This window comes from Pseudomonas sp. PDM22 (assembly GCF_014851965.1).
Taxonomy (GTDB): Bacteria; Pseudomonadota; Gammaproteobacteria; order Pseudomonadales; family Pseudomonadaceae; genus Pseudomonas.
In genome coordinates this window covers 317888-340883 of the sequence record NZ_JACVAR010000005.1, presented here as the reverse complement: position 1 = coordinate 340883, position 22996 = coordinate 317888, and the positions used below count along the sequence as shown (strand labels likewise).

The 22996-nt window shown below is 65.2% G+C and carries 22 protein-coding genes; 11 read left to right on the top strand and 11 right to left on the bottom strand.

Annotation, left to right across the window (positions count from 1 at the left end; all coding sequences use genetic code 11):
• The 4 genes from IB255_RS19465 to IB255_RS19450 all read left to right on the top strand — a co-directional run bounded on the left by IB255_RS19465 (position 1) and on the right by IB255_RS19450 (position 6442).
• Positions 1-1440: an aldehyde dehydrogenase family protein gene (locus IB255_RS19465; RefSeq protein WP_081519706.1), complete on the top strand. Its 1440-nt coding sequence runs from the start codon at positions 1-3 to the stop codon at positions 1438-1440.
• A 542-nt stretch (positions 1441-1982) separates the two neighbouring features.
• Positions 1983-3347 carry an MFS transporter gene (locus IB255_RS19460; protein ID WP_081519707.1) on the top strand — a complete coding sequence of 455 codons (1365 nt, stop codon included), beginning with the start codon at positions 1983-1985 and terminating at the stop codon, positions 3345-3347.
• Between the two features lie 32 nt (positions 3348-3379).
• Positions 3380-4936, top strand: coding sequence for a galactarate dehydratase (garD, locus tag IB255_RS19455; RefSeq protein WP_081519708.1), 1557 nt, complete (start codon positions 3380-3382; stop codon positions 4934-4936).
• A gap of 138 nt (positions 4937-5074) precedes the next feature.
• Positions 5075-6442, top strand: a complete 1368-nt coding sequence (locus IB255_RS19450) for an OprD family porin (RefSeq protein ID WP_081519709.1) — start codon at positions 5075-5077, stop codon at positions 6440-6442.
• A gap of 194 nt (positions 6443-6636) precedes the next feature.
• On the opposite strand, the gene IB255_RS19445 is transcribed toward IB255_RS19450, so the two are convergent.
• A complete protein-coding gene (locus tag IB255_RS19445; protein WP_081519710.1) occupies positions 6637-9363 on the bottom strand; it encodes a cation-transporting P-type ATPase in 2727 nt (908 codons plus the stop codon).
• A gap of 189 nt (positions 9364-9552) precedes the next feature.
• Positions 9553-10116, bottom strand: coding sequence for an AraC family transcriptional regulator (locus tag IB255_RS19440; protein WP_081519711.1), 564 nt, complete (start codon positions 10114-10116; stop codon positions 9553-9555).
• A gap of 215 nt (positions 10117-10331) precedes the next feature.
• On the opposite strand from IB255_RS19440, the gene IB255_RS19435 reads away from it, so the two are divergent.
• On the top strand, positions 10332-11243 hold the full coding sequence (locus tag IB255_RS19435) for a LysR substrate-binding domain-containing protein (RefSeq protein WP_081519712.1): 912 nt from the start codon (positions 10332-10334) through the stop codon (positions 11241-11243).
• Between the two features lie 157 nt (positions 11244-11400).
• Here the strand turns inward: IB255_RS19435 and IB255_RS19430 are convergent, their stop codons facing one another.
• Entirely contained in the window at positions 11401-12159 is a 759-nt protein-coding gene (locus IB255_RS19430) for an anti-sigma factor family protein (RefSeq protein ID WP_081519713.1), read from the bottom strand.
• Entirely contained in the window at positions 12156-12665 is a 510-nt protein-coding gene (locus IB255_RS19425; RefSeq protein WP_081519714.1) for a sigma-70 family RNA polymerase sigma factor, read from the bottom strand. Before IB255_RS19425 ends, IB255_RS19430 begins: the two co-directional genes overlap by 4 nt.
• A gap of 162 nt (positions 12666-12827) precedes the next feature.
• Here IB255_RS19425 and IB255_RS19420 point away from each other — a divergent pair, with 162 nt between their 5' ends.
• From IB255_RS19420 to IB255_RS19400, 5 genes are all read left to right on the top strand, one after another.
• The gene (locus IB255_RS19420; protein ID WP_081519715.1) at positions 12828-13874 is read left to right on the top strand and encodes a catalase family peroxidase; all 1047 of its coding nucleotides are present in this window, start codon (positions 12828-12830) and stop codon (positions 13872-13874) included.
• Positions 13874-14434, top strand: coding sequence for a cytochrome b (locus IB255_RS19415; RefSeq protein WP_218189950.1), 561 nt, complete (start codon positions 13874-13876; stop codon positions 14432-14434). The genes IB255_RS19420 and IB255_RS19415 overlap by 1 nt, the downstream gene beginning before the upstream one ends.
• Positions 14431-14673 (top strand): DUF2790 domain-containing protein, encoded by a 243-nt coding sequence (locus IB255_RS19410; RefSeq protein ID WP_081519717.1) that lies wholly within the window; start codon positions 14431-14433, stop codon positions 14671-14673. The genes IB255_RS19415 and IB255_RS19410 overlap by 4 nt, the downstream gene beginning before the upstream one ends.
• A gap of 187 nt (positions 14674-14860) precedes the next feature.
• Positions 14861-15142: a type II toxin-antitoxin system prevent-host-death family antitoxin gene (locus tag IB255_RS19405; RefSeq protein WP_081519718.1), complete on the top strand. Its 282-nt coding sequence runs from the start codon at positions 14861-14863 to the stop codon at positions 15140-15142.
• Between the two features lie 10 nt (positions 15143-15152).
• Positions 15153-15437 (top strand): type II toxin-antitoxin system RelE family toxin, encoded by a 285-nt coding sequence (locus IB255_RS19400; RefSeq protein WP_081519719.1) that lies wholly within the window; start codon positions 15153-15155, stop codon positions 15435-15437.
• A 25-nt stretch (positions 15438-15462) separates the two neighbouring features.
• On the opposite strand, the gene IB255_RS19395 is transcribed toward IB255_RS19400, so the two are convergent.
• From IB255_RS19395 to pstS, 7 genes are all read right to left on the bottom strand, one after another.
• Positions 15463-16491 carry a sterol desaturase family protein gene (locus IB255_RS19395; protein ID WP_192210715.1) on the bottom strand — a complete coding sequence of 343 codons (1029 nt, stop codon included), beginning with the start codon at positions 16489-16491 and terminating at the stop codon, positions 15463-15465.
• A gap of 373 nt (positions 16492-16864) precedes the next feature.
• Positions 16865-17410 carry a hypothetical protein gene (locus IB255_RS19390; protein ID WP_192210804.1) on the bottom strand — a complete coding sequence of 182 codons (546 nt, stop codon included), beginning with the start codon at positions 17408-17410 and terminating at the stop codon, positions 16865-16867.
• A 59-nt stretch (positions 17411-17469) separates the two neighbouring features.
• Positions 17470-18168 (bottom strand): hypothetical protein, encoded by a 699-nt coding sequence (locus IB255_RS19385; RefSeq protein ID WP_081519721.1) that lies wholly within the window; start codon positions 18166-18168, stop codon positions 17470-17472.
• Between the two features lie 49 nt (positions 18169-18217).
• Complete coding sequence (pstB, locus tag IB255_RS19380; protein WP_054911197.1) at positions 18218-18979, bottom strand: phosphate ABC transporter ATP-binding protein PstB; 762 nt, start codon at positions 18977-18979, stop codon at positions 18218-18220.
• A 76-nt stretch (positions 18980-19055) separates the two neighbouring features.
• Complete coding sequence (pstA, locus tag IB255_RS19375) at positions 19056-19949, bottom strand: phosphate ABC transporter permease PstA (protein WP_081519723.1); 894 nt, start codon at positions 19947-19949, stop codon at positions 19056-19058.
• Positions 19949-20914: a phosphate ABC transporter permease subunit PstC gene (gene pstC, locus IB255_RS19370; protein WP_081519724.1), complete on the bottom strand. Its 966-nt coding sequence runs from the start codon at positions 20912-20914 to the stop codon at positions 19949-19951. The genes pstA and pstC overlap by 1 nt, the downstream gene beginning before the upstream one ends.
• Positions 20915-20988: 74 nt before the next feature.
• Positions 20989-22020 (bottom strand): phosphate ABC transporter substrate-binding protein PstS, encoded by a 1032-nt coding sequence (gene pstS, locus IB255_RS19365; RefSeq protein ID WP_081519725.1) that lies wholly within the window; start codon positions 22018-22020, stop codon positions 20989-20991.
• A gap of 461 nt (positions 22021-22481) precedes the next feature.
• Here pstS and IB255_RS19360 point away from each other — a divergent pair, with 461 nt between their 5' ends.
• On the top strand, positions 22482-22916 hold the full coding sequence (locus tag IB255_RS19360) for a DUF6678 family protein (protein WP_192210714.1): 435 nt from the start codon (positions 22482-22484) through the stop codon (positions 22914-22916).
• Positions 22917-22996 lie beyond the last annotated feature (80 nt).

The following is a 22996-nucleotide window of genomic DNA, read 5'->3' as shown; positions in this document are numbered from 1 at the left end:
GTGGCTCAACAGTATTCGCACTACGTCGACGGCCAGTGGCTGGCCGTTACCGACGCAACCCCGAACCGCAACCCGTCGGACCTGTCCGACGTGGTCGGCGACTACGCGCTGGGCGACGCCGCGCTGGTCAACCAGGCAGTGGAGGCGGCCCGCGCTGCTTTCCCGGCCTGGTCCAACAGCAACGTGCAGGCCCGCGCCGACGCGCTGGACAAGGTCGGCAGCGAGATCCTCGCCCGCCGCGCCGAGCTGGGCGCGCTGCTGGCGCGGGAGGAGGGCAAGACCCTTCCCGAAGCCATCGGCGAAGTCGGCCGCGCGGGGAACATCTTCAAGTTCTTCGCCGGTGAATGCCTGCGCCTGGCCGGCGACCTGCTGCCCTCGGTGCGCCCCGGCGTCAGCGTCGAGGTGACCCGTGAAGCGGTGGGCGTGGTCGGCCTGATCACCCCGTGGAACTTCCCCATCGCCATCCCGGCGTGGAAGATCGCCCCGGCCCTGGCCTACGGCAACTGCGTGGTGATCAAGCCTGCCGACCTGGTGCCCGGCAGTGCCTGGGCGCTGGCGGAAATCATCTCCCGCGCCGGCTTCCCCAACGGCGTGTTCAACCTGGTGATGGGCCGTGGCAGCGTGATCGGCGAGGCCCTGGTCAACCACCCGCAGGTGGACGCCGTGAGCTTCACCGGCTCGGTCGGCGTCGGCCGGCGCATCGCCGCGCAGTGCGTGGCCCGTGGCGCCAAGGTGCAGCTGGAGATGGGTGGCAAGAACCCGCAGATCGTCCTCGATGATGCGGACCTCGCCAGCGCCGTGGAGCTGTCGGTGCAAAGCGCCTACTACTCCACCGGCCAGCGCTGCACCGCGTCGAGCCGGCTGATCGTCACCGAAGGCATCTACCCGCGTTTCGTCGAAGCCATGGTCGAGCGCATGCGCCGGATCAAGGTAGGCAATGCGCTGCAGGACGGCATCGACATCGGCCCGGTGGTTTCCGAAGCGCAGTTGCGCCAGGACCTGGACTACGTCGAGATCGGCCGCAACGAAGGCGCACGCCTGCTGTTCGGCGGCGAGCGCCTGTCGCTGGCCACCGAGGGCTACTACATGGCCCCGGCGCTGTTCGACGAGACCACCCCCGACATGCGCATCAACCGCGAGGAAATCTTCGGCCCCGTGGCCAGCATCCTCAAGGTGAAGGACTACGACGAAGCGCTGGCCCAGGCCAATGCCACCGAGTTCGGCCTGTCCGCCGGCATCGCCACCACCTCGCTCAAGCATGCCGCGCACTTCAAGCGGCACGCCCAGGCCGGGATGGTGATGGTCAACCTGCCCACCGCCGGCGTGGATTACCACGTGCCGTTCGGCGGTCGCAAAGGCTCGTCCTACGGGCCGCGCGAGCAGGGCCGCTACGCCCAGGAGTTCTACACCACGGTGAAGACCGCCTACGTCGGTGCCTGACCGATAGCAGTACCCGCGGGTGGCGCCTGCCAGCGCCATCCGCTGCACAAGACATGACCCGAACCCCGACACAAGAACAAAGCAGGGGAAATACCATGACCATCGACTGCCCGCCGTCGACACGTACCCGCGAACCCAGGCGCTGACCGCGCCCCGAGCTGTCCCACTCCGCTCAACTTCGCAGGTAGGTCGTCATGCAGAACCGTCCGATCTCACATCGCCGCGCCACCGTGCGCCGGCTTTCCCCGCGCCAGTTCCCTGGCCGCGCCGTGTCGTCTCGCCTGCCCGCCAGGCGTCCGGCAGGGCCCTTTTCTTCGCTCCACGCTCTCTCGCTGTACGCCATCCGGCTGCCTGCCGGCCATGGCGCGCTATCTGCTGTGTCGCTCGCCGCTGTGTCCTGCGTGCGAGTCGGAACGGACGTACCGGCCGCGCCCGCCGTACGTCGGCAAGGAGGCGGTAACGGCTCGCCACGACGGGCCGGCTGATAATCTGGCCGGCCTGCGCCGGTCGCTCCCATAACAACAAGACACGAGACGCAATCGATGAGCCAAGCAACCGCCAAACCGACGCATGTGCGTTACCTGATCCTGCTGATGCTGTTCCTGGTAACCACCATCAACTACGCCGACCGCGCCACCATCTCCATCGCCGGCTCCAGCCTGCAGAAGGACCTGGGCATCGACGCGGTCACCCTGGGCTACATCTTCTCCGCCTTCGGCTGGGCCTACGTGGCCGGGCAGATTCCCGGCGGCTGGCTGCTCGACCGCTTCGGCTCGAAGAAGGTCTACGCCGCGGGCATCTTCATCTGGTCGCTGTTCACCTTCCTGCAGGGCTTCGTCGGCTACCTCCCCGTGGCCAGCGCGGTGATCGCACTGTTCCTGCTGCGCTTCATGGTGGGCTTCGCCGAGGCGCCGTCCTTCCCGGGCAATGCGCGCATCGTCGCCGCCTGGTTCCCCACCGCCGAGCGCGGCACGGCCTCGGCCATCTTCAATTCCGCGCAGTACTTCGCCACCGCGCTGTTCGCACCGATCATGGGCTGGATCGTCTTCCACTTCGGCTGGGAGCACGTGTTCGTGGTGATGGGCGTGCTGGGCATGGTCTTCGCCGGTATCTGGATGAAGACCATCTACAACCCCAAGGAACACCCGCGCACCAACGCCGCTGAAATCGCCGCCATCGAAGCCGGCGGCGGCATGGTCGACATGGACCAGAAACGCGCCAGCGACGGCCCGAAATGGCACTACGTCAGCCAACTGCTGCGCAGCCGCATGCTGCTGGGCGTGTACCTGGGCCAGTACTGCATCAACGCCATCACCTACTTCTTCCTCACCTGGTTCCCGGTGTACCTGGTGCAGGAGCGCGGCATGTCGATCCTCAAGGCCGGCTTCATCGCCTCGCTGCCCGCGCTGATGGGCTTCCTCGGCGGCGTGCTGGGCGGGATCATCTCCGACTACCTGCTGCGTCGCGGCCATTCGCTGACCTTCGCCCGCAAGCTGCCGATCGTCTGCGGCCTGCTGCTGTCCACCACCATGGTGTTCTGCAACTACGTTGACGCCGAGTGGATGGTGGTCGGCTTCATGACCCTGGCGTTCTTCGGCAAGGGCCTGGGCGCGCTGGGCTGGGCGGTGGTGGCGGACACCTCGCCCAAGCAGATCGCCGGTCTTTCCGGCGGCCTGTTCAACACCTTCGGCAACCTCGCCTCGATCACCACGCCGATCGTCATCGGCTACCTGATCAGCGCCACCGGCTCGTTCAAGTGGGCCCTGGTGTTCGTCGGCGCCAACGCGCTGGTGGCCGTGCTGAGCTACCTGTTCATCGTCGGCCGCATCGAGCGTGTGGAGCTGCGCGAAGAAGACCCAAAGGGTCGCCAGGTACCTGAAAAACGTCTGGCCCCGGCCAATTCCTGAGCAGTTCCGGGGGTATTTCGGAGATGAGTGTCATGCAGTTGATCCCGCACCAGGACTCGCCGCGTTACGTGAAATTGCACGCGGACGATAACGTCGCCATCGTCGTCAACGACCAGGGCGTCGCCGCTGGCGGTCGCTTCCCGGATGAGCTGGTGGCCGCCGAGTCGATCCCGCAGAGCCACAAGGTGGCGCTTGTGGACATCGCCGAAGGCGCACCGGTGCTGCGCTATGGCACGGTGATCGGCTACGCCCTGGCGCCCATCGCCAAGGGGCGCTGGGTGACCGAGCAGTTGCTCAGCCTGCCGGAACCGCCGGAGCTGGATGCGCTGCCACTGGCCACCGAGGTGCCGCCCACTGCCGAGCCGCTCACCGGCTACAGCTTCGAGGGTTACCGCAATGCCGACGGCAGCGTCGGCACGCGCAACCTGCTGGGCGTCAGCACCACGGTGCAGTGCGTGACTGGCGTGCTGGATCACTGCGTGGAGCGCGCCCGTCGCGAACTGCTGCCCAAGTACCCGCACGTCGATGACGTGGTGGCGCTGACCCACAGTTATGGCTGTGGCGTGGCGATCAATGCGCCGGACGCCATCATCCCGATCCGTACGCTGTACAACCTGGCGCGCAACCCCAACCTCGGTGGCCAGGCGCTGGTCATCGGTCTGGGCTGCGAGAAATTGCAGCCGGTGCAGCTGATGGACGGCGACGCACTCACCGCCGGGCAGGACGAGGCACAGTGGCTGTACCGCCTGCAGGAATCCGGCAACGGCTTCCAGGGCATGGTCACGCAGATACTGGAGCTGATCGAGGAGCGTCTGGTGGTCCTCGACCAACGCCGCCGCGAGACGGTGCCGGCCTCGGAACTGGTGGTGGGCATGCAGTGCGGCGGCAGTGACGCCTTCTCCGGCGTCACCGCCAACCCCGCGCTGGGCGTCGCTGCCGACCTGCTGGTGCGGGCCGGCGCCACGGTGATGTTCTCCGAGAACACCGAGGTGCGCGATGGCATCCACCTGCTCACCGCCCGCGCTGTCAACCGCGAGGTGGCCGAGCAACTGGTCGCCGAGATGGACTGGTACGACCGCTACCTCGCCCGCGGCATGGCCGACCGCAGCGCCAACACCACGCCGGGCAACAAGAAGGGCGGGCTGAACAACATCGTCGAGAAGGCCATGGGTTCCATCGCCAAGTCCGGCAGCAGCGCCATCGCCGGCGTGATCCCACCAGGTGCGCGGGTGAAGGGCAGGGGCCTGCAGTACTGCGCCACCCCGGCCAGCGACTTCATCTGCGGCACCCTGCAACTGGCCGCCGGGATGAACCTGCACATCTTCACCACCGGCCGCGGCACGCCCTACGGGCTGGCCATGGCGCCGGTGATCAAGGTGGCCACCCGCACCGAACTGGCCGAGCGCTGGCCGGACCTGATCGACGTCGACGCCGGCCGCGTCACGTCCGGGCGCATGACCCTGGACGAGCTGGGCTGGGAAATCTTCCAGCTCTACCTCGACGTGGCCAGCGGCAAGGTCCACACCTGGGCCGAGCGGCATCACCTGCACAACGACCTGGTGCTGTTCAACCCGGCCCCCGTGACCTGATGCAACCGCTGGGCTGATCCACCCCTAATCGACGGCGCCTCCCGGCGCCGCCGGACTCCCTTTGCCTGAAATCCCGCGCCTGCCCGCACCACTGGGACGGGTGGCGCTCACCCTGAAATCCACGAACCGGAGACAACAATGAAAAACTCCACCCTGGGCGCTGCCATCGCCTGCGCCGCCCTCGGCCTTCTCGTGCCCGCCGCCCAGGCTGCCGGCTTCATCGAAGACAGCAAGGCCAGCCTGACCCTGCGCAACTTCTACATCAACAGCGACAACCGCAACGGCACGGCCGAGCCGAGCCGCCAGGAAGAGTGGGGCCAGGGCTTCATCCTCAACTACGCCTCGGGCTACACCCAGGGCACGGTTGGGCTGGGCGTCGACGCCATCGGCCTGCTCGGCATCCGCCTCGACAGCGGCGGTGGCACCCATTACGAATCGGCCAGCCAGCAGGCCGGCACGGTGTTTCCGTCGAAAAGCAACGGCGAGGCGGTGAACGACTTCAGCAGCTTCGGCCCGACCCTGAAGGCGAAGATTTCCAGCACCGAACTGCGCTACGGCACCCTGATGCCCAAGCTGCCAGTGGTGACCTACAACGACGGTCGACTGCTGCCGGGCACCTTCGAGGGCGGGCAGGTGACCAGCGCCGATATCGACAACCTCAGCCTGGTGGCCGGCAAGCTGGAGCACACCCGTGGGCGCAACTCCAGCGACTGGCGCGGCATGTCGATCCAGGGCGCCAACAGCGGCGCCACGGCCCGCGACAGCAACGAGTTCTACTACGCCGGCGGCGACTACAAGCTGAGCAAGGACCTGACGCTGCAGTACTACTACGGCCAGCTCAGCGAGTTCTACCAGCAGCACTTCCTCGGCCTGCAGCACAGCCTGAACCTCGGCCCCGGCGTGCTGAAGACCGACCTGCGCGCCTTCGACAGCGACTCCGACGGCAAGAACGGCAGCACCTCCGGACGCGCCGACGGCTACCTCTCCAGCGGCTACTACGGCAATCGCGTGACCAAGGGCGAAGTGGACAACCGCGCCTACAGCGGGATGTTCACCTACAGCCTGTCCGGGCACAGCCTTGGCGCCGGCTACCAGGTCATGAACGGCGACAGCGACTTCCCCTACCTGAACCGCGGCGACGGCGCCAGCGGCAGCGCCTACCTGATCACCGACGTGCAGATCGGCAAGTTCCTGCACGCAGGCGAACGCACCTGGGTGGCGCGCTACGGCTACGACTTCGCCCAGGCCGGCCTGCCGGGCCTGACCTTCGCGGCAATCTACCTCAAGGGCGACGACATCAGGACCGCCAGCGGCGACCAGGGCGAATGGGAGCGCGACCTGACGCTGTCCTACGTGATCCCCGAAGGCACCCTCAAGGGCCTGGGCTTCTCCTGGCGCAACGCCATGCTGCGCAGCGGCCTGCCCGCCAGCGGCTCCGGCACCCCGACCCAGCGCGACCAGGATGAGAACCGGCTGATCGTCAGCTACACCTTGCCGCTGTTCTGAGTCCGGGCCGGCGGCGGACCTTGTCCGCCGTTCGCGGGCATGGCCTGCTCCTACAGGGTGCACGGTGCTCTTGCAGGAGCGGGCCATGCCCGCGAGATCCCCGCGACGAGCTTCCAAGGGGCAAGAAAAAAGGCCCCTCGCCGGATTGGCGAGGGGCCTTTTCGCGGACGAAGTCTGCCCCTACGTCAGTTGCATCATCCGCGCGAAGCCTTCCAGCGACGGATCACCAGCTTCTCCAGTTCCACCGCGAAGAACACCGCGATACCTATCCCTAACGAGATCAGCCAGCCGCTGAAGGGCAGGGCGACGGTGTGGAAGGCGGTCTGCATGAAGGGCACGTAGATCACGAAGCACTGCAGCAGGATCAGCGCCAGGGTCACGGTGAGCAGCGCGCCGTTGCGCAGCAGCGCGGTGTTCAGCGAGAACTCCTCCTGCAGGCGGCAGTTGAACAGGTAGGCCCACTGCGCCGTGACCAGGGTGTGCAGGATCATGGTGCGGATGTGGTCGGTGTCCTGGCCGTTGCTGACCATCCAGGCTTCCAGCAGGAAGGCCGCGGCGGTCAGCAGGCCACCCACGTAGAGCACCCGCCAGACCGCGAAGCCGTTGAGGATCGACTCCTTCGCGTTGCGCGGCGGGCGGCGCATCATCCCCGGCTCGCCAGGCTCGAAGGCCAGGGCGAAGGACAGGGTGGTGGAGGTCGCCATGTTCATCCAGAGGATCTGCAGCGGCGCCAGCGGGATCACCGCGCCGGCGAGGATCGCCATGACGATCAGCAGACCCTGCGCCATGTTGGTCGGCAGGATGAACAGTACGGTCTTCTTCAGGTTGTCGTAGACCCGGCGGCCTTCGCGAACGGCACCGGCAATGGTGGAGAAGTTGTCATCGGTGAGCACCATGTCGGCGGCTTCCTTGGTCACCTCGGTGCCCTTGATGCCCATGGCGATGCCGACGTCGGCCTGCTTCAGCGCCGGGGCGTCGTTGACCCCGTCGCCGGTCATGCCGACCACTTCCTCATTGGCCTGCAGCGCGCGCACCAGGCGCAGCTTGTGTTCGGGGCTGGTGCGGGCGAACACCGAGTACTGCATGGCGAGGGCTTTCAGTTGCGAGTCATCGGCCTGCTCCAGCTCCTGGCCGGTCATGGCGCGCAGGTCGTTGCCCATGCCGAGCATGCCGGCGATGGCCACGGCGGTATCCGGGTGGTCGCCGGTGATCATCTTCACCTGGATGCCGGCGCGCTTGCACAGCGCGATGGCCTCGATGGCCTCTGGGCGCGGCGGGTCGAGCAGGCCGGCGACGCCGAGGAAGATCATGCCCGCCTGCACGTCCTCGTGGTCGATCACGCCGTCATCGGGCTGCACCGGCTTGTACGCGGCGGCAAGCATTCGCAGGCCCTGCCCGGCTATGAAGCTCATCTCGCGCTCCCAGTACTCGCGGTCCAGCGGCTCCACGCCGTTGGCGCCGAGCTGTTGCTGGCACATGCGCAACAGCACGTCGGGTGCGCCCTTGAGGTAGACCAGGCTCTGCCCGGCAACGTCGCAGCGCCGCGCCATGTACTTGTAGGCGGAGTCGAAGGGAATCTTGCCGAACTTCTGGAACTCGATCTCCGGCAGGTTCGCCTTGCGCGCCAGGACCTTCAGCGCGCCCTCGGTGGGGCCGCCGACCACGCCCCAGCGTCCTTCCTCGTTGAGTTGCAGGCTGCTGTCGTTGCAGATGTCCACCGCGCGGATGAAGTCGGCCAGCGCGGCGTGTTGCGACCAGTCCAGCTCATCGCTGGTGCTGCCGAAGGTGATGCGGCCCTTGGGCTCGTAGCTCTGGCCCTCCACCGCGTAGAGACCGTTGGCGAGCAGCACGCTCTTCACGGTCATCTCGTTCATGGTCAGGGTGCCGGTCTTGTCCGAGCAGATCACGCTCATGGCGCCCAGGGTTTCCACGGTGGGCAGCTTGCGGATGATCGCCTTGTTCTGCGCCATGCGCTGCACGCCCAGCGACAGGATGATCGAGACGATCGCCGGCAGTCCCTCGGGCACCGAGGCCACCGCCAGGCTGATCAGCGACAGCAGCAGCTCGCCGAAGGGGTAGTCGTGCCAGAAGAAGCCGATGACGAACAACACCACCATCATGCCGATGATCAGCTGGAAGATGCGCTTGCCCAGTTCGGCGATCTGTCGCAGCAGCGGGGTTTCGCCCTCGTCGACGTTGGCGATCAGCTTGTTGATGCGCCCAAGCTCGGTGGCCGGTCCGGTCTCGATCACCACGCCGCGCGCGTTGCCGGCGCTGACGTTGGTGCCGGAGAAACCGAGGTTGGTGCGGTCGGCCAGCAGCGCTTCCTTGTCCAGTGCGTCGGCGTGTTTGCCCACGGTGAGGGATTCACCCGTGAGCATGGATTCCTCGACCTGCAGGTGGTGCACGTCGAACAGGCGCACATCGGCGGGAATCTTGTCGCCGGGGCGCAGGATGACGATGTCGCCGGGCACCAGCTGGGCGGCGTCCATCTCGATCTTCTTGCCGTTGCGCACCACATGGGCGGTGCTGCTGAGCATGCCGCGCAGGGCGGCGAGGGATTTCTCCGCCTTGTTTTCCTGGAAGAAGCCGATGCCCGCGTTGATCACCGCTACCAGCAGGATGACGAGGGTGTCGGTCCAGTGGCCCATCAGCGCGGTGGCCACGGCGGCGGCCAGGAGGATGTAGATCAGCACGTCGTTGAAGTGCCGGGCGAAGCGCAGCCAGAGCGGGTCGACTTCCTTGGCCGGCAAGGCATTGGGACCAACGCGCAGCAGCCGCGCCTCGGCTTCGTCGGGGGAAAGGCCTTGCGCGCTGGTCTGCAGGTCGGCCAGGGTCTGGTCGACGCTCTTGCGGTACCAGTCGGTGCCTTTGGGTTCGGTGTCTTGCGGTTTGCCGTCGGTGGTTTGCGGTGCAGTCATGCTTCGACTCCCGGCTCCTGCCTGTTGGGAAAGTGGGACTGCCCCCAGACTAGACCGCGGGAATTGCACCGGAACTGTCATACCTCAAAGTTCTTCGATTCCTAGCTGAACGCTTCCTGAACGGCGTAGGAATTGCTCGGAAACCGGTAGGAGCGGGCCATGCCCGCGACCGCGGACAAGGTCCGCGCATCAAGCCGGCGCAGAATCCGCCGCCATATCCTCCGTCCCACCCACCCGACTGGCCTGCCGCCAGCGGTTCGGCGTGCAGCCCACCAGCTTGCGGAAGCTGCGGCAGAAGTGCGACTGGTCGGCGAAGCCGCATTCCTGGCCGACCTGGGAGATCGGCGCATCGCCGCTGGCCAGCAACTCGCGGGCGCGGTCGATGCGCAGGCGCAGCGCCCATTCCCGTGGCGCAAGCCCGGTGGCCTGCTTGAAGGCGCGGGAAAAATGGCTGCGTGACATGCCGCATTGCTCGGCGACATCGGCGATGTACAGGCGGCTGAGCAGGCTGCCGGCGAGAATGTCCTTGGCCTTGCGCTCCTGCCAGGGGGCGAGGGCGAGGCGTTCACCCGTGTCCGCACCATCGTTGCAGGGCTCGGGCACCCTGTAGTGTTCCAGCAGATGCTGGCAAAGGCGCTGGCTGGCTTGCTGTACGCCGTCGCCCTGGCTTTCCAGCTCCTCCATGAGCTGCCGGACGAGGCGATGGGTCTGGGGGGCGAGCATGGTCGCTACCTGGTGGGCAGGTGCGGGCATGGCGTCTCTCTTCTCGTTCTAATGGCGGCCGAAATGCCGCTCCGGAATGTAAAAAATTCAAGGTAAATCAAGGTGATCCGATGCTCAATCGGATTAAGCCAAACGGTACGCGAATGAGCACACACGTCCAAGAAAAAAGCCCAGTTTCATGATCGACTGGCGCGTCCCGTGTCTTGTGCAAAGATGCCGACTCCCACAGCCCCGAGCGACCAGCCATGAACCGAAACGACCTGCGCCGCCTGGACATGAACCTGCTGGTGATCTTCGAATCCCTGATGCTGGAGCGGAACCTCACCCGCGTCGGCGAGAAGCTGTTCATCACCCAGTCCACCGTCAGCGCCGCCCTGGCGCGCTTGCGCGACCTGTTCGACGACCCGCTGCTGGTGCGCGCCGGCCGCGCCATGGAACCCACCAGCCGGGCGCTGCACATCTTCGAGGAGCTGCGCCCGGCGATGGACGTGATCTCCGCCGCGGTCAGCCGCGCCAAGACCTTCGAGCCGGAGAGCAGCTGCAATATCTTCCGCCTGGGGCTTTCCGACGACGCCGAGTTCGGCCTGTTCCCCGCGCTGCTGGCACGCCTTCAGCTGGAAGCGCCGAACATCACCGTGGTGGTGCGCCGCGCCAACTTCCTGCTGATGCCGGCGCTGCTGTCTTCCGGCGAAATCACCGCCGGCGTCAGCTACACCACCGACCTGCCGGCCAACGCCAAGCGCCGCAAACTGCGCGATATTGGCGTGAAGGTGCTGCGCGGCGACGATCGTCCCGGCCCGCTGAGCCTCGACGAATACTGCTCGCGACCGCATGTGATGGTGTCCTTCTCCGGCGATCTGAACGGCGCCATCGACCTGGACCTGGAGCGCATCGACCGCCGCCGTCGCGTGGTGCTGGCCGTGCCGCAGTTCGGCAGCCTGCGCGCTCTGCTGCGCAACACCGAGATGATCGCCACCGTCCCTGACTACGCCGCCTGCGCGCTGGTGGAAGACAGCTGCCTGCGTGCCGATGACCCGCCGCTGGAGATCAAGCCCGCGGAGCTCTCGCTGGTCTGGAGCGCCGCCCACGACAACGACCCGGCCGAGCGCTGGCTGCGCGAGCGGATGGTCGAGTACATGAGCGCGCCGGTGCCCTGAGGCCCGAGTTTCGGCCTTTGTAGGATGGGTGGAGCCTGCGCTCCACCTATCCTACGTGCGTGCCAGCGGACTGAGTCCGTGTTGTTCCGGCGCGGGGTCTGTCGCAGGCATGGCCAGCTCCTGCAGGCTGACCATGCGCTTACCCTGATGCCCGCGCTCAGAACCCCACCAACTGCCCCACGGCCTGCGCCTGCGGGTCATCGCTGCGACTCACCAGCGCGTAGTTGTAGCCGCCCTGGCTCCAGTAGCGCGCCAGCAGGTCGCCATCCGTGCGCTGTCCCTGCGGCAACATCTCGTGGCGCGGGCCCGGCGGGCGGATGAAGAAGGTCAACCGCCGCCCCTGACCATCCTCGTAGATCACCAGCGCCGCCGCGCCCTGTTCGGTCGCGAGCAAACGGGCGCCAACCGTCTTCAGGCCAACCTGCTCCAGCGCCGGCGGTGGCGGGGCGTCTTTCAGGTAGCGAGCCAGCCAGCCGCGCAGGTCGCCGCCATCACGCAAGTCCAGGCCGTTCTGGTTGGCATCGGCAAACAAGCGGTAAGCCTGCACCGCGTCCTGCATCGGCACCATGCCGCGCATCATCGCGTCGCCGCGCATCTGCCAGCCGCCCATGCCGCCGACGCCCAGCGCGATCAGCAGGGCCGCCGCGGTGGCGAGGCGCGAGCGCCGCCGCTGCTGGATCTGCCGGCGAATCCGCGCCGGATCGAGCTGCTCGGGCAGCGCACCACGGGCCTGCCCGGCAAAGGCCGCGCGCAGTTGCTGGGCGTCCTGCCGCCAGCCTTCCACGCGACGGGCGTCGTCCGGGTGGGCGGCCAGCCAGGCTTCCACCCATTGGCGGCGCGCCGGCTCCAGCTGATCGTCGATGTAGGCGTGCAGATCCTGTTCCTGGGGAGTGCCGTCGGGAATGCGTTCGTTCATTTCAGTACCCGCAAAGAAGGAGTCGCCGCCTGTCCTTCGCTCAGCGCGCGCAGCGCCGTGCGGGCGCGCGACAGGCGGGACATGACGGTGCCCATGGGAATATCCAGAGTCTCGGCCACCTCGCGGTAGCTCAGGCCCTCGACGCTGACCAGCGTCAGCAACGCACGCTGCTCGGCGGGCAGGCGCTCGAAGGCCTCCAGTGTCGAGCGGGCGCTGACGATGTCCTCGGGCGATGCGCTCACCGCGCTGTCCGCACCGAACAGACTGAGCAGGCGCGCATAGCGTTTCGCCCGGCGCTGCCCGTCGATGAAGTGCCGGTAGAGGATCGAGAACAGCCAGGCGCGCAGGTCGCCGTCGTCGCGGCGGCCGGTCCAGGCCGACAGCGCCTTCTCCAGGGTCGCCTGGACCAGGTCGTCGGCGCTGCTCGCGCTGCGGGTCAGCGATAGCGCGAAGCGCCGCAGCCGGGGCAGCAGTTCGCGCAGTGAATGGTCGTCCAGTGAGTGCATCGGGGCGCCAGGAGTGGGTGGGTTCGAGCGAGAAAGACGAATACTGCGGCGATCTATTCCCTTCGCGGGAAAAAATAATTTATTCGCCATCGGCGGGAATAACCCGTCGCACGGTGCGTCGTACCGGCTCAACGCATTCAGCCTAAGCCTGAGGAGCTGGAAATGACAGAAACACCGCCCACCGCACCCAACGTGCCCCTGCGCCTGGCCGCCATCGGCGCCGTGGTGCTCGGCGTGGCCGCCATATTCGCCTACGTCGCTGGCTGGCTCGACCCGCAGCGGCTCACCCCGGCCGGCGTGATCAACACCCTGGAACACAACAGCGGCGTCTACCCCGGCTACCGGCGCAACCACGCCAAGGGCCTGTGCGTGATCGGCCACTTCGACAGCAATGGCGGCGCTGCCGGCCTGTCCCGCGCCAGCCTGTTCTCCGTCGGCCGCGTACCGGTGGTAGGGCGCCTCGCCATCCCCGGCGGCAATCCCAAGGCCAGCGACGGCGCCGCGCCGATCCGCAGCCTGGCCCTGCGCTTCCAGCCGGCCGACGGCCAGGAATGGCGCACCGGTATGAACGCCATGCCGGTCTTCGTCGTGCGTGACGTTGCCAGCTTCTACGCCCTGCAACAGGCCACCGCGCCACAGCCGGGCACCGGCAAACCCGACCCGGAAAAGGCCGGCGCCTTCTTCAAGTCGCACCCCGAGACCCAGGCCTTCCTCAAGTGGGCCAAGTCCTCCACGCCGTCCTCCAGCTACGCCAACAGCGCTTACTACAGCCTCAACGCGTTCTATCTGGTGAACAAGGAAGGCAAGGAGCAGCCGGTGCGCTGGTCCGTGCAGCCCGAAGCGCCGGTCGAGCCGCTGTCCGCCAACAAGCGCGGCGACGCCGACTTCCTCGCCGCCGAACTGGCCCAGCGCATCGCCGCCGGCCCGCTGCGCTGGCGCCTGCAGTTCACCCTCGGCGAACCCGGCGACAGCACCGTCGACCCCACCCAGGCCTGGCCCGATAGCCGCCGCACCGTGGATGCCGGCGAACTGGTGATCGAACGCCTGCAACCGGAAATCGGCGGCGACTGCCGCGACGTCAACTACGACCCGCTGATCCTCCCCGACGGCATCCGTGCCTCCGACGACCCTCTGCTCAGCGCTCGCTCGGCCGCCTACTCGGAATCTTTCAACCGTCGTACCCGCGAGCAGGCCCAGGAGACCCACTGATGAAACCGACTTACTTCCCGCTCTCCCTGCGTGTGCTGCACTGGCTGATGGCCGTGCTGGTGCTTGCCATGCTGCTGATCGGCCTGGGCATGGTCGCCAGCGTCTCCCCGCGCCATGCCGCGCTGGTTGCCATCCACAAACCCCTGGGCGCGGCGCTGCTGGTACTCGTACTGCTGCGCATCGTTGTGCGCCTGACCCAGCGCATCCCCGCACTGCCCAGCGACATGCCCGGCTGGCAACGCAGCGCCGCGCACCTCTCGCACCTGGCGCTCTACGGCCTGCTGCTGGCGCAACCGCTCGTGGGCTGGACCATGCAATCCGCCGGCGGCTACCCCGTCGTGCTCTGGGGCGGCTTCGAACTGCCCGCGCTGGTCTCACCCTCGGTACAGCTCCACGCAATCCTGCGTAGCGCCCACACCTTCATCGCCTACGCGCTACTGGCAGCCATCCTCCTGCACCTCGCCGCCGCGCTGTTCCACGGGCTCATCCGCCGCGACGAAGTCCTCCCGAGCATGACCGGCGCGCCCATGCCGCGTAGCTCCAACGGAGAACGGCCATGAAGCGCTTGCTCGCTGCTGCCTGCCTCTTCACCTCCTGCGCGGCCCTCGCCGCGCAGGAGGTTCCTCCGGTGCAGGACTACCACTACGGCCAGAAGCTCGACATCAAGCGCGTGGTGCAACAGCCGGACCTGGATTTCTGCGGAATTCGCGAGGTGGAGATGACCTACGAGGACAGCACCGGGCAGCGGCATACGTTGCGGTATCCGGTTTGGGGGCAGGGGTGTGGGAATGAGAATTGAGGCGATTATTGTGCTTAATGGTGTGTATTGTTTTGCGTATTATGGTGCGTAATACTGGTTAGGTAGCCAATCTGCATCTGACCACCACTGCACACATCTGACCATCATCAGGGCCTTCATTTTCAGTGTGGCCGTTGAACGCTCCGGATGTGCTAAATCCACGGCGAACATTTGAGGTAGCTGCGAAATGAGTGCACTCCTAAACCGGGCTGAACAGGCAGTGTCCGCTACCGCCATGGTTCGTAATTTCGGGGCGCGACTGAAGGAGGTCAGCAGTGGGGAAGTCACCCACCTGGTCATCTTCAAGGACAACGAGCCGGCCGCGGTGCTGGTGGGCGTAGAGGCCTACCAGGCGCTGCAGGACGAGCTTGAAGACCTGCGTGCCGAGAGGCTGGCCATCGAGCGGCTGTCCACCCTGGATGAAAAAACCACCGTGAGCCTCGAGGACATGGAGGCTCGCTTCAGCTAGGCGTCAAGCCATGAAATGGAGCGTTCGGTTTCACCCTGAGGTCGAGAACGATCTCAGGCTACTGGGAAGTGCCGAAGCACTTCGGGTGCTGAAAGTCATCCGCCAGCGCGTTGCCGAAGGTGAGCCGGACAAGATCGGCAAACCGTTGCGCGGGGCCCTGGCGGGCCTGCGCAGGATTCGGACTGGTGATGTGCGTATCGTCTACCGGATCAATGGCACCGAGATCGTGCTTGTCCTTTGCATCGGTGCCCGCCGTGACGACGAGGTTTATGTGGCCGCGACCCGCCGAGTCTGACCCTGACCCCGCTTCGGCGGGGTTTTCATTTAGCCCGTGTTTGGGAACTCGCTGGAACTGCGGCGTGACTCCGCACCTTCCGCACCGTCTCCACAAACGGTGTAACGATCAGGCTCCACAGCGAAGAATACTTCTCGTCATCCTGCTCCCCGGCGCCGAACTGGATCGGCTCCGGCGCGCGCTGGGTGACGTAGAGCGTGCCGAACATCCAGTCCCACAGCGACAGGTTGATGCCGAAGTTCTTGTTGAAGTGGCGGGGCGCGTCGCTGTGGTGGATCTGGTGCTGGGCGGGGCTGTTCAGCACATGCTCGACCACCGGGCCGAACGACAGCCACACGTGGCTGTGGCGCAGGTTCGTCGCCGGCACGTTGAACAGCAGGATCATGTAGGTCACGCCGAACAGCGTGTAGGCGCTGATCTCTCCGCCGCAGAGGTACCAGAAGGCGCCGGCATAGGCGCCCAGGGCGAAGGCGCCGGCCAGCTGCGCCGCCAGTTTCTCCACGAAGTGCACGCGGCTCGCGGTGATCGGCGTCAGCACCGCCGCCGAGTGATGCACCTTGTGGAACGCCCACAGCCAGCGCGAATGGAAGGCGCGGTGTACCCAGTAGTTCTTGAAGTCGCTGACCAGGAACACCCCCAGCCCGTAGAGCAGCGACAGGCCGAGGTTCGTCCCCACCTGCGGCCGCGCGCCCCAGAGATTGGTGAAGAAGGCGATGTAGTCGCCCGAGCGCAGGATGTAGGGATCGACCAGCCCGACGATGGGCACCAGCAACGCCACATTGAGGATGCCGCGCACCAGGTAGTAGCGGTAATCCAGCAGCGCCGAGCGATGCAGGTTCACCCGGCTGCCACCAATGAACTGCCAGAACGACGCCGCCTGCGTCAGCCCGCGCTGCCGGCGGAAGCGGAACAGCGCGTAGGCGATGGCATAGGAGCACAGCAGGAACACCACGCCGACGCGGCCGCTGAGGTCGAAGAGGCCGGCGACCTGATGGGTGATGGGGTTGATCACCCACTCGGTGAAGTGGCGGTGGAGGTGCGAGAGGTCAGGCATGGGCGCTGGCGCCGGGAGTCAGGTGAACAGGCTTCTACGTCGAGTGACCGCCCACGGCGCTGAGGAGCCAGCGACTCATGGGGTGTTACGCGTTCGCTCAGCATGGAACCTGGGGGATCACGCTGTCAAAGTCCAGCGGTGCCGGGGCGGAGCAATTCGACAGGGGGTCGTCAGCAGCCTGATGTGCGGAGGCGACTGGATTGGCCTGAAGCGGGGGCATCGATGAAGTGGGGGGGCGCCCGCACGGTGCATTAAGCCGGGGCGCAACCTTGAGGGAGTCGGCAAAGGAGCGACATCCGCGAAGCTGCAGGTTCCGGGCGACGGGCAGGGTGGAGACGTCTGCCAGTCAGCAACGAGCCGCGTGGTTGACGGCTCAGGCTGCTGTAGCCAATGGCTGCTGCTGTCGATCCAGCGTTTCCTGGAGTTCAGCCACTGAATCCAGGACTCGCTGCGCCCAGCGATCATCGTCCGGACGCACGACAACGACGCGGAAGCCGTGGTCATGGCCTTCGCTCTTCACGCCTTCGGAATCATCGACATGCAGGTCGATATCGAATGCCGGCGGAAGTTTCGAGGGGGCGTTCGCCAGCCCGCGCTCGGTCAGCGCCTGGTTGTGCCGAACGCTGTTGACCACGCCATCGACGTGGATGCCGTACAGCAGCAGCCAGCGCCTGATATAGGAGGGTGTGCGGCCGGAGGACGTGTAGACCCAGATGCTGCAGCCCTGGCGGCGCAGTTCCCGGGTCAGGGAGCGGGTGCCGATACGCAGCGGTTCGCCAAGCCAGCGATGAATGAACACCGGCAGCCTGCTGGGTTCGACGTCACTGTGGTGGGGGAGGCAGGCCAGGGTGTCATCGATATCGAACGAAATCCGAATGCGCGGGCGTCCGAAGCGATAAGGCGCAAGGGAACCCTTCATGGCGTCCCACAGCTGATCCTTGATGGCCAGGCAGGTGGCGAGCATGGGTTGCGTACTCATCAGGCACCTCCCTGACAGGCGGAGGCGTGCTTCTCGCCAAGGAAAAAACGGTCCGGATCCGGTGAATGATCTTCGAGGAAGGCGGCGTACTTTTTCTTGATCTTGGGCAATTCGAATAGCGCCTTTACGCCATGCTTGGCGGAGTTGCGGATGACCGATGACGGGTTGTAGTAACCCTTGGCGTTGTCCAGGGTCAGCACGAACGGCGGCAGCCCGGCGCGTATCAGCAGATAGCTGACGATCAGCGAGCCGCTGCGATGGTTGCCTTCGATGAACAACTGCGGTTTGCTCAGAATCCGCACGTAGACACCGGCAGCGCGCTTCCACACCGATTCGCTGTGATACGCGCAGTACCAGTTGTACAGGTCCTTGATGCCGCCTTCGACGTTGTTGAAGAAGTGCGCCTCGGTGGCCGCCAAGTGCGGCGCGAATTCCAGCCGACGGGCAGGGTCCCGGCCGCAAAGCACGGTGGCGTTGATCTCCAGCATCAGGTTGACCTGCTGCAGATCGAACAGGTCGACGCCCCGTGCGACGTAGTCGTCGATCAGGGCGTAACCTTCCAGCACGTTGTGCAGCACTTCATCGGTGAACGGATCACGCGGCTCGGTAAAGCACTGGCTGAGCTCGCCGAAACGGCCTTGCACCTCACGCAGCGCACGTTCAATCGCTCGCAGATCAAGACGGCGCGTGGCAGGCATGGGCAACCCTGACAAAGAGGTGTGTGGCTTCATACGATGCAGGTTCGACTCAGCTGAACTTGCCGCTGATGTAGTCCTCGGTCATTTTTTCCCGCGGGCTTTCGAAGATCTGCTTCGTCGCGCCCATTTCGACCAGGTAGCCCGTGCGGGTGCCCTGGGAAATGTCCACCGAGAAGAACGCCGTCGTGTCAGCGACACGGATGGCCTGCTGCATGTTGTGGGTGACCAGCGCGATGGTGTAGTCCTTCTTCAGCTCGACCATCAGCTCCTCGACACGGCGGGTAGCGATCGGGTCGAGTGCCGAGCACGGCTCGTCCAGCAACAGGACTTCCGGCTCGGTGGCGATGGCGCGAGCGATGCACAGGCGTTGCTGCTGGCCACCGGAGAGCGACAGGCCGCTCACCTTCAGCTTGTCCTTCACTTCATCCCACAGCGCGGCGCCCTGCAGGGCATGCTTGACCCGGTCGCCGATGTCGCCCTTGTAGCGATTGAGGCGCAGGCCAAACGCGACGTTGTCGAAGATGCTCATCGAAAACGGGTTCGGCTGCTGGAACACCATGCCGATGTAGCGGCGCACCACGACAGGGTCCACGCCCTTGCCGTAGACGTCCTGCCCGAGGAAATGCACATGGCCCTCGAAGCGGAAGCCGCGCACCAGGTCGTTCATCCGGTTCAGGCTGCGCAGCACGGTGCTCTTGCCGCAGCCGGAAGGGCCGATGAAACCGGTGATCTTGTTCTTTTCGATCGGCACGTGGCTGTCACGTACCGCCATGAAGTTGCCGTAGAAAATCTTGTCCAGTTTGCAGTCCATGACCACCTGGGTCTCGGCGCCAACCGGGGCAACTTTCTGTGCAGTAGCTGTGTTCACGATTCGGATGCTCCGTATCTCAAAACTTGGGCTTGCCAAAAATGCGGCTGATGACGTTCACGATCAGCACGATCATCACCAGCACCAGCGATGCGGCCCACGCGAGCTCGAGCTGGTTGTCGAAGGGCATGCCGGAGAAGTTGTAGATCAGCACGGAAAGCGAGGCCGTGGGGTTCATCACGGCCAGGCTGCCGTCGTGGTAGATCCAGTAGTTGCTGAACAGCGCGGTGAACAGCAACGGCGCGGTCTCGCCAGCGGCGCGCGCCACGGCCAGCATGACGCCGGTGAGGATCGCCGGCAGGCCGGTGGGCAGTACGATCTTCCAGATGACCTGGGCGCGGGTGCAGCCCATGCCGTAGGCGGCATCCTTCATGATCTTGGGCACCATCTTCATCGACTCTTCGGCCGTGAGCACGACGATCGGCAGCATCAGCACGGCCAGTGCCACGCCACCCGCCGGTGCCGAGTAGGTACCAGTGGTCATCACCACCAGGGCGTAGGCGAAGACGCCGGCCAGGATGGAGGGCAGGCCGGTGAGCGTCTTGGCGGCAAAGCGCGCGGCGCTCGCCAGCTTGCTGTCCGGCCCCAGTTCAGCCAGGAAGACGGCGGCCATGATGCCAACCGGAACGGCAATGGCGGCGGCGATACCGACCATGACGAAGGTACCGGCCAGCGCGTTGCCGAAGCCGCCGCCCGTCTCGAATCCGGTCGGCGGCAGTTCGGTGAAGACCTCCAGGCTCAGGCGCGCACCCCCGCGGGTGATCAGCATGTAGAGCACGGAGATCAGCGGCACGCTGGCCAGCAGGGCGCCCAGCCAGACCAGCGTGGTCAGCACCAGGCTGCGCAGGGCGCGGCCCTCAAGCTTGCGCTGCAGGCTCGGCAGGGCAGAAACGGTGGGAGTGAGGCTGGTCATTACTTGGTCCCCCGCTGGGCGTAAAGCATGATCATGGAGCCGAGTACGTTCACGATCAGCGTGATGAACATCAGCACCAGTGCGGCATACATCAGCACTTCAACCTCGTTCGGCCCGGCTTCGGGGAAGTTCAGCGCCAGCAAGGCGGCCAGCGTGTTGGCCGGTGCGAACAGCGACAGGGAAATGGTGTTCGCGTTGCCGACCAGCATGGCCAGGGCCATGGTTTCACCCAGGGCGCGGCCCAGGCCCAGCACCAGGGAGCCGAAGATGCCGGTGGCAGCGGAGGGCACCATCACCTTGAGGATCGCTTCCCAATGGGTGGTGCCCATGCCGTAGGCGGCCTGCTTGGTCTTCATCGGCACGCTGGCGAGAGCGTCCTGCGAGACCGCCGCAATGGTGGGCAGAATCATGATGGCGAGCACCAGAGAGGCGGGCAGCAACCCAGGCCCGCTCAACGATGTGCCGAAAAAGGGTATCCAGCCGAGCTCGCTGTTCAGCCACGCAGTCAGCGGGCGAATGGCCGGGATCACCACGTAGATCCCCCACAGGCCGTAAACGACGCTGGGGATCGCGGCGAGCAGTTCGACGATGGTACGGAACACCGCCGCAAGCCTGGCGGGGAGGAAATCCTGGGTCAGGAAGATCGCCATGCTGACGCCGAACAGGCCGGCGATCAGCAGCGCGATCAGTGCGCTGTAGAGCGTGCCCCAGATGGCCGGCAGAATGCCGTACTTGCCCTGGTTGACGTCCCAGACCGAACCCAGGAGAACGTCCAGGCCATGTTTCTCCATGCCCGGAAAGGCCTTGCGGCCGACTTCGAACACGAGGGCAACGACCAGCACCAGAATCAGGACCACACCCAGGCGTGCAATGGCACGGAAGGTCCGGTCAACCAGGAAATCCTTCGCGGATGGCGGTTGGCAGGCAGAGTCCGGATTTACCGGTACGACAAAAGGTTGGGTCATGGGAGAGTTCCGGAACAGGTGGAAATCTCATCCGGCGTGGCCGACAGCCCCCGCCGGATGAAGACTCGCAGGCGTTACTGGATGTTGGCGGAAGCTTTGCGAACCTGATCGACGACTGCTTGCGGCAGCGGGATGTAGCCCATCGAATCAGCGATCTTCTGCCCTTCGGTCAGGCCGTACTCGACCATTTCACGCATGGCCTTGGCCTTGGCCGGGTTCTCGTTGTGCTTGCGGAAGATCATCCAGGTGTAGGAAGTGATCGGGTAGGACTGGGCACCGTCCGGATCGGGCAGCCAGGCCACCAGGTTCTCCGGGAACTTCACGGCAGCCAGCGCCGCGGCACCGCTTTCTGCGTTCGGCACGACGTACTGGCCGGCCTTGTTCTGCAGCTGGGCGAAGTCGACCTTGGCCAGCTTGGCGAAGCCGTACTCGATGTAGCCGATGGCGCCCGGGGTCTGGCGCACGGTAGCGGTCACGCCATCGTTCTTCGGCGACTTGATGAACTTGTCGCTGGCCGGCCAGTTGACGGTGTTGCCTTCACCCAGGGCAGTCTTGAACTCCGGGTTGATGGTCGACATGTGCTTGGTGAACACAGCGGTGGTGCCGCTGGAATCCGCACGCACGACAACGGTGATCGGCAGGGCCGGCAGCTTCAGCTCAGGGTTGGCCGCGACGATCTGCGGGTCGTTCCACTGAGTGATCTTGCCCAGGAAGATGTTGGAGTAAACGTCGCGCGGCAGTTTCAGACCCTTGGGGCTGCCCGGCAGGTTGTACGCCAGGACGATTTCGCCGGCGGTCATCGGCAGCAGTTGCACGCCTTCGGCAACCTTGGCGATGTCCTCGTCTTTCATGGCCGAGTCACTGGCCGCGAAGTCGACGGTCTTGTTGAGGAAATCCTGTACACCCGCACCGCTACCCTTGGACTGGTAATCCACGGTGACGCCAGCGGTCTTCTTGCTGAAGTCCTTGAACCAGGTCAGGTAGATCGGAGCGGGGAAGCTGGCGCCAGAGCCGGTCAGGCGGACGCTCTCGTCGGCAAAGACGACGGAAGAGGCACACATGGACAGCGTTACGGCGATCGCAGCAGATTTCACAAAGCTTTTCATCGAGGGCAATCCTTTTGATATCGGGCTGCCATACTGTGATCGGGTCCTGTGAAATTTTTATGACAGCGCGGTGGCAAGCGCTCTGGCTCGCCGGCTCGACTGGTCTATCTCCGGGCTTCTGCGATGCGCGTCAGGTTAATTTGCCGCGGCTGCGCGCCTTGGCTGGCGGCGATTTCGGGGCAGGGGCGGAGGTTCAGGGCGGGGGATCTCCCGCCTACTCGATGAGCACGCTGCGCAATAAATAGTTACGGTCACTCGGCAGTGCCAAGGGATGCAGATGCGTTCGGTTGCCGCCAATGAATTGTCGGGGCGCGGCCAATCGCCAGGGAGTGCTATCGGCCAAGAGCGGATATCGCTCGCTCGTTAGGAGACACTGTCCAACCGGAAAATCGGTCATGACCGGCACACATCGGCGAAGAGCGATCGCTTAATTTTGGATGTCAGAAATCGAAGAGCTGAACATGAATGAATTGCCTGGGGCCGGCGCCGGCCATGATGATGCGACTCGTAAGAAAATCCATGCCGCAGTCGTTGCGAGAAACCTGGCAAGTGCATCGAACGATACCAAGTGGAATGAGTTGATTGATCATTTCCGAAAACGCCAAGGCTGGCGTCCATCCTATCGGTCCAAGTCTGTCACTGGAAATGTCTCAGGCTGGGATGTCGAGTGGTTCTATCACCTACCGTATCCATTTGCGTCGGTCGAATGGTTCGATATTGGCTTGTCAGAAGTCGCTCCGTCTGGTGGACGTCTGCTGCCACAAACAACCGTTGACCATACGGACGAAATTTCGGAGGTCATCGCACAGATTGGATTCGAGTTTGAAGTGCGCGCTGACGTACTAAGAGTCTGGGGATACCTCCCAAAATCGTACGAAGACTTTCCACCTGTATAACAAGTAGAGAGTGACTGCATGGCAGTCTGTTTGCTCGGCTGATCTGGATATTCGGCCTTGCTTCTTGAACGTCCGCTATG